The 12786-nt window shown below is 59.3% G+C and carries 9 protein-coding genes and 1 pseudogene; all 10 read right to left on the reverse strand.

The features are described 5' to 3' along the window. Nucleotides 1-8: 8 nt before the first annotated feature. Complete coding sequence (gcvH, locus tag MME58_RS05435) at nucleotides 9-392, reverse strand: glycine cleavage system protein GcvH (protein ID WP_054985543.1); 384 nt, start codon at nucleotides 390-392, stop codon at nucleotides 9-11. A 322-nt stretch (nucleotides 393-714) separates the two neighbouring features. After that, nucleotides 715-1917 (reverse strand): annotated as a pseudogene (locus tag MME58_RS05440) (TolC family protein); the annotation flags it as partial. 494 nt (nucleotides 1918-2411) lie between these two features. Continuing rightward, a complete protein-coding gene (locus MME58_RS05450; protein WP_055005235.1) occupies nucleotides 2412-4529 on the reverse strand; it encodes a putative bifunctional diguanylate cyclase/phosphodiesterase in 2118 nt (705 codons plus the stop codon). 9 nt (nucleotides 4530-4538) lie between these two features. Then, nucleotides 4539-4928, reverse strand: coding sequence for a response regulator (locus MME58_RS05455; RefSeq protein WP_054985545.1), 390 nt, complete (start codon nucleotides 4926-4928; stop codon nucleotides 4539-4541). After that, a complete protein-coding gene (locus MME58_RS05460) occupies nucleotides 4913-6643 on the reverse strand; it encodes a PAS domain-containing sensor histidine kinase (protein ID WP_055005236.1) in 1731 nt (576 codons plus the stop codon). Before MME58_RS05460 ends, MME58_RS05455 begins: the two co-directional genes overlap by 16 nt. Before the next feature lie 169 nt (nucleotides 6644-6812). Next, entirely contained in the window at nucleotides 6813-8321 is a 1509-nt protein-coding gene (locus tag MME58_RS05465; protein ID WP_054985547.1) for a sigma-54-dependent transcriptional regulator, read from the reverse strand. Nucleotides 8322-8557: 236 nt separating this feature from the next. After that, nucleotides 8558-8914, reverse strand: coding sequence for a DUF5064 family protein (locus MME58_RS05470; protein ID WP_054985548.1), 357 nt, complete (start codon nucleotides 8912-8914; stop codon nucleotides 8558-8560). Nucleotides 8915-8993: 79 nt separating this feature from the next. Then, nucleotides 8994-9452 carry a YbaN family protein gene (locus MME58_RS05475; RefSeq protein ID WP_054985549.1) on the reverse strand — a complete coding sequence of 153 codons (459 nt, stop codon included), beginning with the start codon at nucleotides 9450-9452 and terminating at the stop codon, nucleotides 8994-8996. After that, on the reverse strand, nucleotides 9449-10063 hold the full coding sequence (locus MME58_RS05480; protein WP_054985550.1) for a biliverdin-producing heme oxygenase: 615 nt from the start codon (nucleotides 10061-10063) through the stop codon (nucleotides 9449-9451). The genes MME58_RS05475 and MME58_RS05480 overlap by 4 nt, the downstream gene beginning before the upstream one ends. 114 nt (nucleotides 10064-10177) lie before the next feature. Further along, nucleotides 10178-12757, reverse strand: coding sequence for a TonB-dependent receptor (locus MME58_RS05485; protein ID WP_055005237.1), 2580 nt, complete (start codon nucleotides 12755-12757; stop codon nucleotides 10178-10180). Between the last annotated feature and the right edge of the window lie 29 nt (nucleotides 12758-12786).

The following is a 12786-nucleotide window of genomic DNA, read 5'->3' on the forward strand; positions in this document are numbered from 1 at the left end:
CTTGCTCCTCAGGCTTGGGCGTTGGCTTTGATCAGGCGGTCGTAGGCGTCCTGATCCAGCAGGCCGTGGATGGCGTCGGCATCCTGTGGAATGAAACGAAAGAACCAGCCTGCACCGAGAGCGTCTTCATTGACCAGCTCGGGTGTAGCGTCGAGGGCGGAATTGACCTCGACGACTTCACCGTCCAGCGGCATATTGATGCTGCTGGCGGCCTTCACCGACTCCACCACCGACACTTCAGCGTGTTGAGTGTAGGCCTGCATATCCGGGAGCTGCACGAAGACCACATCGCCCAGCGACTCTTGTGCATAGGGCGTTATGCCGACCGTAACGCTGCCGTCGGCTTCGGCACGCAGCCATTCATGGTCAACAGTGAATCGCAACTCGCTCATACAGACTCCTTGGAGAACAGGGCTCGCGCAGAGCGCGAGTGATATGAGCTATGGCATAGCAATTTAGCGGCCATGTTTTATTTTTTGATTTAAAACAATGATTTAGATTGTTTTCGTGGTCGCGGATCAAGTACGTGTGTAGCGAAATCGATACACCCGGTGGGCATTTGAAAATGCTTGCCTGATCAAGGCCTTGGTTCAAGCGAGGTTAAGTGCCTTGGAGCGAAATCGTTACGATGGAACGATTTCGTTGCGGTGGGATGGCCTTACTGCACTCGGCCAGCGCACAGGCGCTGGCCGGGTGTTCATTCATGGGGCGGGATCAAGGCTTGGGCGCGGTCGCCGCTACTGAAATATTGCCCGCTTCCCACTGGGATTCACGCGCGTCCAGCGCCACTTCAATAGCCTGCACCTTGGTCGACGAGAGCTCGGACGGCAGCGGATCCAGGCCGGCACTGGCAAAAATCTGCCCATAAGCATTGCGCAGATCGGCATACGCCAGGTCGCGACGCAGATCAGCCTGCAGCGTGTTCAGTTCGCCCTAAATCAGGTCCAGTTCGCCCAGACCGGCTGCCTGATAACGATTACGCAGCTGGCCGACGATCTGGCTGTCGATGCTCGACAGCTGTTGACTGGTCTTGAACTGGCGCAGTGCTTCATTGTAGTTGGCATTTGCCACGTAGAGCTGGGCCAGTACGGCGATGGACATCGCCTGACGACGCGCGGTAGCGACTTCTTCACCGGCTTTGGCCACGTCAATGGCGGCAGGTGCCGACAGCACGTTGAAAAGGTTCCAGGTGACTTTTACGCCCAGATCGGCCCATTTGTCGTTGACCAGAAACGAGTTGCTGTCGTAATGGCCACCAGCCGAGAACTCCAGGCCGGACAGCATGCGCAGCATCGCCTTGCGGGTTTCGGCCGAGCTGATGCGGGTTTGGTAATCCTGTTCGCGCAGTTCGGGACGACTGGCCAGCGCTTCGGTTTCCAGACGCGCCATATCGACCTTGAGCTCCGGAATCGAGTAATCGTCCGGCGTTGCCAGCTTCAGATCCGTGCCCAGCGGCAGATTGATCAGGGTGGCCAGTTCAGTCTTGGCCAGTGAAAGTGCCTTGCGCTGCTCTTCGAGCTGGCGCGTTGCCTGGATCAGCGAGCGCTGATAACCCAGTGCCTGCACCGGATCACCCACCCGCTGCTGGCTCATTTGCTGGCTGTTGCCCTGGGCTTTTTCGACGCGGACCATCAGGCTGTCGATCTGCTTGAGCATGCGTTCGGCAGCGACGGCGCGCCAATAGGCTGAACGTACGTCCTGAACGATGGTGTTGATCACCTTGCGGCGGCGTTCCTGAACGATCAGGCGCTGATCGCCTTGCTGCTTGGCGCTGATGTAGCTGACACCGAAGTCGAGCACGTTCCACACCATGGTCAGGTCAGCGACGCGACGGCTGCGGTCCTGCGAGGTCGACGGTTCGAGGGACTGGGTGCCGGTCTCGACGCTTTCACTGCTGGACGCACTGACGCTGCAGCGTTTGATCTGTACCTGATAGACGCCGGACTGCGCCTGAGTTTCGGAAAGCTTCGCTTCGGCGCGAGCCACCTCGAAGCGGCCCACCGAGTTGAGCGCCGCCAGTTGCCGGTTGTGCGCCAGTTCTTCGCTGGCACCACGGCTGGCCGCCTGCGCGGCATTGAGCTGAGCCTGATAGGCCGAGCAGTCGAAGCGCGCCAGGGTATCGCCCTTGTTGAACGACTCGCCTTCCTGGAAAGGCAGGTCAGTAATACGGCCAGACAACTCGCTGGCAAGCACCGCCTGATTGGTCGCCCGCAGCACGCCTCGTGCTTCGCTGGCCGGGGCAGCTGCGCTGGCGGACGCAGTGTCCTCGATCAGCCCGGCATCGTTGGACGTTTGCGCCTGGACCAGGCTCGCCACACTTAGCATCCCTAAAAGTACAGCTTGCAAACACCGCATGCAGCGAACTCCTTCAAAAATGCATGAACGGCACCGCCTGTGCCGATCATGCCGTGTTACCCGACGCGGTGTGCCGGTGAGCGCAGAAATACTTCGAGCTCTTCAAGTGGCAGCGGCTTGCTGATCAGATAACCCTGGATTTGATCGCAATGGTTTTCGCGCAGGAACGCCAGTTGCTCGGGTGTTTCCACCCCCTCAGCGATAACCTGCAGGTCGAGGCTGTGAGCCAGTTCGATGATGGCTCTGGCAATGGCCGCGTCCTGTGGGTTGCTGGTTACCTCGCGAATGAATGCGATATCGATTTTAAGCTTGTCGATAGGGAATCGGCGCAGGTACGCCAGACTTGAATAGCCAGTGCCGAAATCGTCGATGGAAATGCTCACGCCATTGGTCCGCAGGGTTCCCAGGGTGGCGATGGTGTGGGAGGTGTTTTCCATCAACGAGCTTTCCGTCAGTTCGACCTCCAGCCATTCCGGCGCAACCTTGTGTTTCTCGAGTGCCTGACGAATGTCGGCCACCAGGCTGCTGCTGGAAATCTGTTGCCCGGAAATATTGACTGCTACCTGAAACGACCCCAGTCCGGCACGTTGCCATTTCGCAATCTGGGCACAGACGCTGTCGACGACCCAATTGCCGACTTCACCGATCAGACCCAGGCTTTCCAGCACAGGCACGAATACGGCGGGCGAAACGCCAGTCTGGCCAGGGCGTGGCCAGCGCAGCAGCGCTTCAAGCCCGCATACCCGGTTATCGTTCAGGTTCAGCTTGGGTTGGTAGACAATTTCGAAAGCCTGCTTTTGTACGGCGTCGCGTAAAGCCGCTTCAAGGTCCAGGCGCGCCGAGACGTCGGCATTCATCTGCGCTGTATAGAACCGGTAGGTGTCCGGGCCCATTTTTTTGGCGCTGTTCATCGCGGTATAGGCATGTTTGATCAGCTCGCGTGAGTCTTCGCCATCCTCCGGATAGAGAGCAACGCCAATGCTGGCGGTCATGACAATGCTCTGGCCCTCGATCTCAAAGGGCAACCGCAATGCGTTACGTATGCGGTCCAGCGTCTGACGGGTATCGGCCTGGCCATCACGAAGCATCAGGATCAGTGCAAATTGATCGCCATCCACACGGCCGAGGGTGTCGCTGGCGTTAAGGCACTCCGACAGGCGGTGGCTCACTTCCAGAAGCACCTCGTCACCCAGCACATGCCCCCAGGTTTCATTGATGTTCTTGAAACCGTCCAGATTGACCGTCAGCGCCGCCAGCCTCCAGCGGCTGATGGCCGCCTGGGTCAAGCCCATCTGCAGGCTGGTAAAAAACAGGTCACGATTGGGCAGACCGGTCAGCGTATCGTAGTGGGCCATGGTCAGCAGGCGTTGATCGCTTTCCTTGCGCCGGGTGATGTCGCGCACGATGCCGACGATGACCCAGTCCTCGCCGGTGCGATAGGCCTGGCGATGAATTTCGACTTCGACATCGCGCCCGCTCTTGTCGCGAATCTGGGTTTCGAGCGGTTCGCTGGGGCCTTTGCCGGCAATGATCTGGTCATACACGACCTCAAGCTGCTCCATGGACGTTTCGCCCAGCTCGGCGGGTGTCTTGTGCGACAGCTCCTCGGCGGTATAGCCCAGCAACTGGCATGCCCGGCGGTTGAATTCGATCAGGCTCATGGTGTTGCGGTTGATGAGGAAAATCGCGTCTTCGGAGGCGTCCATCACTGTGCGAAAGCGCTCAAGGTCGATTGTGCGCTGCTGCAACTGGTCTTCGAGGATCAGGCTGTGGCTTTTCAGGTAATCGCCGAATGCCTTGAGGCGCAGCAGGTTTCGCACGCGCAGCCACAGTTCGGCGCTGTCCACAGGTTTGCTTAGGTATTCCTCGGCACCGGCTTCCAGCCCCGACAGCCGGGCGCTCTGATCACCCAGTGCCGAGAGCATGATAATCGGTATGTTGGCGGTGCTCTTGCCAGCCTTGAGCCGGCTGGCGACTTCGTAACCGTCCATCCCCGGCATCATGATGTCCAGCAGGATCAGGTCGGGCGACTGCTGTTCGACCATTGCCAGCGCTAGTTCGCCTGATTCCGCAGTCAGCGTCCGATAACCCTGATTCTGCAGCAGAACTTCCAGCAGGTCTCGGACATGGACATCGTCATCGATAATCAGGATGGTTGCGGCGCTCTGGGTCATATCGAATGCTCAGGTAATGGGCTGTTGAGGCAGATTTTTTTCCAGCAGGGTGTCGATGACCCGGTATAGCTCCTTGTAGCGCAACGGCTTGATGATGTAAGCGTTGCAGCCCGCCAGGCGGATCTTTTCCTTGTCTTCCTTCATCGCCATCGCCGTCAGTGCAACCACTGGAATCGCTGCTGTAACAGCGTCTTTCTTCAGCAGCGCTGTCGCGGCCAGGCCGTCCATTTCCGGCAGATGGATGTCCATCAGAATCAGGTCCGGCTGACGCTCGCGGGCCAGTTTCAAGCCGGTTTCGGCATCGACTGCCGATAGCACGCCGTGACCGGCACTGGTCAGTAACAGTTCTGTCAGGCGCATGTTCGCCGCATTGTCTTCGATGATCAGGATCTGGGCCATTGCGCCTCTCCGGATTCAAGCGGGCGAATGGGCAGCCAGGCCACGAAACGCGCACCGAGGTCCTTTACGCTGGCAACGGCAACGCAGCCGCCATGCAGTTCGGTCAGTTGCTTTACCATCGCCAGACCCAGCCCGGTGCCCTCGAATTTGCGTGCCAGACCACTGTCTATCTGGCTGAAGGCTTTGAACAGCTTGTTCATATCGCTCTGGGCGATGCCGATTCCCGAGTCGCTGACGCTCAGTTCCAGAAACTGCTCGTAGTCACTGGACGGCAGGGGGAACCCGTATACTGGCCAGTCACCCTCGATGAGGCCTGCCTGCGCAAACGGCACAATACGAACAGCCAGCGTCACCCAGCCGCCGGGTTCGCTGAATTTCACTGCGTTGGCCAGCAGGTTGTAGACAATCTGCTTGGTCTTGCGCCGGTCCAGTTCAAGACGGCCGAAGTCGGCTTCTGTTTCCAGTTTCAGCTGAATGCGTTGCAGAGCCGCCTGCTCGCGAACGATCAGCAGGCTGTTGCTCAACAGTTCGTCAAGATCGACCGGTTCAAGCTCCAGCGTCATCATTCCGGCTTCGACCTTGGACAGGTCGAGAATGTCGTTTATCAGCGACAGCAGATGTTGGCCGCTGTTGAAGATATCGCCTATGTAGCGCCGCTGGGCATCGGTCATGTCACCAACCATGCCGTCCTTGAGTGCCTCGGAAAAACCGATGACGGCGTTGAGCGGCGTGCGCAGCTCGTGAGACATGGTGGCAAGGAATTCGGACTTCATATGGCTGGCGTGCTCCAGCTCGATGTTCTTTTCTTCCAGCGTACGCTCGAAACGTTTGCGCTCGGTCACGTCGCGGGCGGCGGCGAAGACGCCCTTGAGTTTGCGGTCACGGTCATGAAAAGTCGCAGCGTTGTAGGACACGACGGTTTCGGTGCCGTCGTAGGCGCGCACGGTGAGTTCATAGTCGCTGACCTTGTGTTCGCTGAGCACGCGCTTGATAGCGGCATCGGCACTCGCCGGATCGGTAAAGAAGTTCTTGCAGGGCGCGCCGATCAATTCATCCCGGGTACGCCCGGTCAGCGCCATCATCTGCTTGTTGACATCGGAAATGATGCCTTGCGGGTCAGTCATCATCAGCGCATCGATGTTCGATTCGATCAGCGAACGGGTATAGAACTGCTGGTCCCGCAACCGCTGGTCCAGCAAGGCCTGAGCTTCCTCCTCCTGTTTGCGCGCGGTGTTATCTGTACCGATCAGCAGATAACCGATGATGGTTTCGGCGCTGTCACGCAGCGAAGTGACTGACACCATGGCCGAAAGACGGCTGCCGTCCTTGCGGATGTAGGTCAGTTCGTAGATATCTTCGATGCCACGCGAAGCCTTGAATACCAATGCCTCAAAGCCTGGCGTGATGGGCGTGTTCAACTCATGGCTGAGTGCTGCCGCGCGAAGGATGAGCTCAGCCGGGTCGGAGATGTCTGCCGGCGTGATTTTGTCGACCACATCCTCCGAGTGGTAACCGAGCATGCGTTCGGCACCGACATTGAATATCTGAATAACGCCGTGTTCGTCAGTGGCGATGCTGGAGAAATAGGCGCTGTTGAAAATGGCGTCCTGCAGCGCGCCAGTCTTGAGCAGGGTTTTCTGACGGCGAGATTCAACGATTTTCTCAGCGCGAGACTGAGCGTCGATGAGCGGGCGGTCTACTGGCGGGGCTGGCATATGACTTCCCGATACTATCTGACCTTTCTGCCATCACGGCCGTAATCACACTTACGGACATCCACTCAAATGGATGATAAGAGGTTTGTGGACCATACCAGATCGTTATCGGCCAATCGGATATTAAATGAAGCTTTCGGAATATATTTAGATGATTGACGTCAATCCACTAGCGCGTGCCGGGAATTCCATATTTTCGCAAGCGGTGCGCAATGGCCGTGTGCGAAGTATGCAGGCGGTTGGCCAGCTGACGGGTAGACGGGTAGTCTGCGTAGAGCTTTTCGAGCAGATCCCGTTCGAAAGCTTCGACGGCATGTTCAAGGCTGTCTATCGAACTGTCGTTCTGACGCGCTACCGCAGTGCCTGCAATGTCCAGATCGCCTATATCCACTTGAGTGTGTTCGCAGATGGCAGCGGCGCGGAAAATCACGTTCTGCAATTGCCGTACATTGCCCGGCCAGCGATTGCCCAGCAGGGCAGGGTAGGTGCCATGTGCAAGCCGGCAGACCGGCCGCTGAATCTGGGCGCAGGCCTGCTCCATGAAGTAGCGGGCCAGTAACAGGATGTCCTGGCCTCGTTCACGCAGCGGCGGAACTTGCAGATTGAGGACGTTGAGACGGTAGAAAAGGTCCTCACGAAACGTCCCTTCACTGACCATTTTCTCCAGATCCCGATGGGTGGCGCTGAGAATACGCACATTGACCCTGACTTCCCGATCCCCACCGACACGGCGGAAGCTTCCATCGTTTAGAAACCGCAACAGTTTGGCTTGCAGATAGGGCGACATTTCGCCGATTTCATCCAGAAACACGGTGCCCTGGTTGGCCAGCTCCATCAGCCCCGGCTTGCCACCGCGCTGAGCGCCGGTAAAGGCTCCGGGGGCGTAACCGAACAGTTCGCTTTCAGCGAGGTTTTCCGGGAGCGCTGCGCAGTTCAGCGCCAGGAACGGTTCGCCGTGGCGGGCGCTGCTGGCGTGGCAAGCCCGTGCTACCAGCTCTTTGCCAGTGCCGGTCTCGCCCTGAATCAGCAGCGGCGCGTCCAGTGCTGCCACACGCTGCGCTCTGGCCTTGAGCGTGCGGATTGCGGCAGAGTCGCCGAGTAGGGCATCGAAGCCTTCGGCGTGATCGTGATGTAACGCCGACAAGCGTTCGCCGATACGACTGGGCAGATAAAGGGTGATCAGCGCACCCGCTTCGGTGATCGGAGTGGCATCCAGCAGCAGTGCTTCACCGTTCAGCGTAATCTCGCGCAGCGGCAGACGAAATCCGTTTTCCAGTAATACGACGTGCAGGCTTGGGTCGCTGAACAGCTCACCAATCGATTCGCCTTCCGGTTCGCGACCGATCAGCGTGATAAGCGCAGGATTGGCCAGCAGCACATGCCCGGCGCTGTCCAGTGCCAGCACCGGGTCGGTCATGGCTGCAAGCAGCGCGTCCAGTTGCAGATGGCGGCGCTGCCCCGGAAGGATGTCCACCACGGTGATCGCTTCCACACCGCGCACCCGGAACAACGCATCCTTGAGCTCTTCGAGCATCTGGTGGCTGAGGGTGGGCGCATCGATGTACACATTGGGCGGCACCATCTCCACCGCATCCAGATTCAGATTGCGTCCACCCAGAATCGCCAGCACTTCCTGGGTAATACCGACGCGGTCGATGAAGCTGACATGGATGCGCATGAGGCGTTGAAGGTTCGCGAGTGATGGGGCGGCAAGTATGCCTTGTGACGGCGGGTTTGGTGAAATCCGCCGGTGAGCCTGGGCACGGTAGTGTTTTTCCAGGCAGTTCTCGTTACGCACGCTCCAGCGTGGGAACGTCTTGGGTGACACTTTGCGTCACATACCTGTGGCGCGTCGTGCGTTCAAGACAGGACGCAGAGCGTGGGCATGACAGCCTGAAGCTCAAGTCCGAAGCGCTATTCCAGATGCTCCGGCTTCACCGGCTCGCCTGACCTGACGTGGAGTTTGTCGCGAATGTCCGCAAACATTCGGTCGTAGTCCTTGTGCTGGGCGATGGGCAGTGAGGCCGAGCTCGGCAGGCCGTGCCTTATGGCAATGCGGCTTGCATCGTGAGCAAAGTTGAAAGCCAGATCACGGGTCAGCTGGAATTGCTCTTCGAACGGCTTGCCGTTGATTTCACCCTTCATGGTGAAGTGCACGCAAGTGCCATCTTTCGGGTCTTCGTTCACTTCATAGCGCAGGTGAATGTCGTAGCTGATATCCGTAGGCTGCAACGCCACGTGAGTGAGATGCAGATGGCCTGGCTCGTACATGGAGATGCTCCATCAAGTGATGAGTGTGTTCAGTCAGACACTGCACGCATCTGCGCAGTTCAGCCCGGTGCATGTTGACTCAGCGATTGTCCCTGCCGGGTTCCGGCCTCGACCATATCCATAGATTGCCCAGTGCCATGCCCGTAAGGGCCAGATACAGCCACCAGGCGTGGCCGATCAGGCTCAGCATCACCACAGCGCAGACGAGCATACTGATGGTGGCGCTGATCTTGGCCTTGCGGGCGACCAGCCTGCCGTTACGCCAGTTGTACAGAATCGGTCCGAATACACGGTGGTTTTCCAGCCAGGCATTCAGGCGCGGCGAGCTGCGTGTCGCAGCCCAGGCCGCGAGCAGAATGAACTCGGTGGTCGGCAGGCCGGGGATGAAGATCGCAACAATGCCTATGCCGAGGGCGACATACGCGAGAATGCCGTATAAAAGGCGTGAAAGTCTTGAGCCGGGTGGTTTGTACGTCATGGTCTCTACAGGCAGGTTCGGGGAGCCCGGCCAGCTTAACAGCACCGGGCGCTTTTTCATGCCTGTGCCATGTCTGCAACCGGGGCATCGGCGTAGGCGTACTGCAGCAGGACGCTGAAGCGCTCGAATGCAGCGATGGCACCCCGATCCAGTTCTGCCTCCTGTTCTGCGGTCAGTGTCAGCTCATCAAGCGCGCCGACAAAGGCTTTCCAGCCCGCAGCACGGCCTCCCGCAGGCTCGCCCAAATGGCGTGCGCCAAAGCTGTGGTTCAGGTTCAAGGCTTCGGCGCGTTTGATCAGAAACGCGGCACCTAGCTTGGAACCTTCGGAGACGAATAGCCAGCCGAGTGCCTCTGCGGTACTCGAACCTTGCACGGCGCCAGCCACCGATGGGGGAATGTCCACGTTCAGGTCCGAAAGGTCCGCTCTGGCCTGTGCGGCCCGGCAGCGTGCCGGCAGGTCGCTGATGATTGCCTGGAGCGCAGGCTCGTTGTACAGGCTTTGCAGCTCCGCCTGAAAAAGGTATTGAGCAACCACGAAACGTGCGTAGCTGGCGAGGGTTTCAAACGGTGCGTGAGCCTTGACCGCCTTGTCGAGCGTTTCATGCGGTGCGTGAGTGATCTGATTCAGGCGTTGCGAACGCGGGGTCGGTCGGTTCTGATCAAGAGTCATGGAATTCTTCCTTGCTGAAAAAGGGGCTTGTTGAATAGACGAATGGCTAGGCCCGAACGCGTAAAAAACCTGTCGCCGACACATTCGGCGACGGGCTTTCAGTTGCTTTCGGGCTCAGATATCCCACACCAGGTTGACGCTGAAGTTGCGCCCCGGCTGAGTCAGACGATCCAGGTTGGCGGGCGCGGTTACACCTGCTTCTCCCACGCCGTCGTAGCCGCGCACATCGTCCCAGAGCCAGTATTTTTTGTCGGTCAGGTTGTACAGGCCTGCATTCAAGGTCACATCGTCGCTGACCTTGTAGTAGCCGGTCAGGTCCAGAATGCCGAACCCTGGTGTCTTGAATTGGCTGGAGGTGCCGTCCGGCGTGTGGAAGTTGCTGTCGTCCACGCGATTCTTGCGCTTGACCAGCGTCCAGCTCAGCAGACCGCCGTAGTCGTTCTGCTCATAACCCATGCCGATAACACCGGTCAGTGGGTTGACACTGTTGATCGGCTCGCCCGTATCGTTGTTGCGGCCCTGCACATAGGCAATCGATGCCTGGCTGTAGAGACCGTTCGGTGCGCTGAGGCTGTCGAGGTCGAGGCGACCCTTGAGTTCGGCCCCTTTCAGCGTGGCATGCTTGATGTTGTTGGACTGGAACGTGAGCTCGTTGTAACCGGGAGTGATGGCGTCCTCGTTGATGAAATCACGGTATTTGTTGTAGAACACCGCGATGTCGAACGAGCCGGATTCGAAGCGGCCGCGCAGGCCGGTTTCATAACTTTTGCTGGTCTCGGGCTCCAGGTTCGGGTTGGGTTCGACCACGTAGCCAGCCGTCGGGTTTTCGAAACGCCCGTAAAGCGACTTGGCCGACGGTGTGCGGAAGCCCTCGGCATACTGGCCGTACCAGGTGTAGGCGTCGCTGAGCGCATAGGTCACGCCGAACTTGGGCGACAGACGATGCCAGGTCCGGGTTTCATCGTTCGCCTGAGCCGGGTCGGTCAAGCTGACCGATCTGAGAAATTGCGAGGTGAACTTCGGATCGAGCCGGGTGTGGTCGTAACGTACACCGGGCATGAAGGTCCAGTCGTTCCAGCGGATCTGATCCTGTGCGAACAGCGCATAGCTGGTGATGGTCGGGTCCGGGAAATCACTCGTTGCGGCCAGCCGGTCGCTCGGGCTGTCTACGCCGACCACGCGGCAGGAGCCGAATACGCGCGCACAGGTCCCGCTGCCGCTGCGCAGTCCGGTGACTTTCTGCTGCTTGACCGTCGTGCCGTAGGTCAGCACATGGTCCGTGCTGGCAAGCGAGAATGCCTTGTCCAGCTGGGCATCGAATACCCATTGCTTTTCCTGATATTGCGTGTCGCGGTCACGAATGACGTCTCGGGAGAACGGAAAATAACGTTCCCGAGTGCTCTGATCGGTCTTCGCGGTCTGGTAGTTCAGGCTCCACTTGACGTTGTCGACCAGCAGACTGTCGAGGGCGAAGCTGTTTTCGATGCCGAAGCGCTCGCGGGTGATAGTGTCGTTACCTTCGCGCGACTGGTACATGCCCAACCCGCTGCCGTTGGTGAACGGGCCGCCGACTGCGCTTTTCAGATTGCTGTCGCGGTCGTCCTTGTACTTCTCGTAGGCCAGAGCCAGGCGCGAACCGTCACCGTAGTTCCAGCCCAGTTTGGCCAGAATGTTGGTACTGCGTGCGTCCTGAGGGTTGGCTTCGGTGCGACTCAGGCCGTTGCCACCGGTGCTGCCATGCGATTCGGTTTCATGACCATTGCGCTGGCTCAGGTGCAGCAAGGCGTCGAACTCGCCCTGTCGCCCTGCGACGGTGGCTGAATTGAGCCAGCTTTGGTCTGCCGAGCTGTAGCCGGTTTTCAGGCGTGCGCCGACGTCCTTGTCCGGCTTGATGATGTCGTCCGGGTCCAGTGTGTAATAGCTGACCACGCCACCAATCGCGCTGCTGCCGTACAGCGCAGACGCGGGGCCGCGGAGGATTTCCACGCGCTTGACGATCTCCGGGTCGACGTAGTTGCGATGGGTCTGCGCATAAGGTCCGGTGAAAAAGCTGTCAGGAACCTCGACGCCGTCGACCTGAGTCAGGATCCGGTTGCCATCGATGCCGCGGATGTTATAGCCGGTCGTGCCTGCCCGTTGTCCTGCGCCGCCCACCGAAACCCCTGGCTCGTAGCGAACCAGATCGCGAAGGGTGTTGACGTTGCTGCGGTCCAGTTCTGCACGGGAATGTACGCTGACGGTGCTCGGCACCGTGACGACATCCTGAGCCTGACGCGTGGCGCTGACGGTTATCTGGTCGAGCGCCATGACACCGGCAGCCGCGGTGCGCTTTTCCAGGACTACCGTGTTGTTGCCCGGATTGCGGTAGCTCAGCGAAGTGCCAGCCAGCATGTTGTCCAGCGCCTGTGCGGCGCTCAGGTTACCGCGGGCACCTGGAGAGATGACGTTTTGAGCCAGCTCCGCTGGCATGCCCACCTGCCATCCGGTCACGCGGCTGAACTCGTTCAGGGCCGACACCAGCGGTTGCTGGCCGATCGAGAATCGGTAGGTGCCTGACGGGTGCGCCGGCCGGGTACTTTCACTGGCCGCGCTGGCGGTCTGCGTCTGCAGGCTGGCGCCCAGCACCGCAAGGGTCAGCAAAGAAAGCGTGAGCCGTGCGCGCGATCGGGCGGCAGGCGTGAACGTGGATGACATCGGTAGCGCTCCCTGGGGTATTGCTCGTC

It is taken from the genome of Pseudomonas syringae pv. tagetis (assembly GCF_022557255.1).
In the GTDB taxonomy this organism is placed as follows: Bacteria; Pseudomonadota; Gammaproteobacteria; order Pseudomonadales; family Pseudomonadaceae; genus Aquipseudomonas; species Aquipseudomonas caricapapayae.

Coding starts and splice junctions, on each gene's coding strand:
- gcvH (WP_054985543.1), bottom strand. CDS start 392: ATGAGCGAGTTGCGATTCACTGTTGACCATGAATGGCTGCGTGCCGAA.
- MME58_RS05450 (WP_055005235.1), bottom strand. CDS start 4,529: ATGACCCAGAGCGCCGCAACCATCCTGATTATCGATGACGATGTCCAT.
- MME58_RS05455 (WP_054985545.1), bottom strand. CDS start 4,928: ATGGCCCAGATCCTGATCATCGAAGACAATGCGGCGAACATGCGCCTG.
- MME58_RS05460 (WP_055005236.1), bottom strand. CDS start 6,643: ATGCCAGCCCCGCCAGTAGACCGCCCGCTCATCGACGCTCAGTCTCGC.
- MME58_RS05465 (WP_054985547.1), bottom strand. CDS start 8,321: ATGCGCATCCATGTCAGCTTCATCGACCGCGTCGGTATTACCCAGGAA.
- MME58_RS05470 (WP_054985548.1), bottom strand. CDS start 8,914: ATGTACGAGCCAGGCCATCTGCATCTCACTCACGTGGCGTTGCAGCCT.
- MME58_RS05475 (WP_054985549.1), bottom strand. CDS start 9,452: ATGAAAAAGCGCCCGGTGCTGTTAAGCTGGCCGGGCTCCCCGAACCTG.
- MME58_RS05480 (WP_054985550.1), bottom strand. CDS start 10,063: ATGACTCTTGATCAGAACCGACCGACCCCGCGTTCGCAACGCCTGAAT.
- MME58_RS05485 (WP_055005237.1), bottom strand. CDS start 12,757: ATGTCATCCACGTTCACGCCTGCCGCCCGATCGCGCGCACGGCTCACG.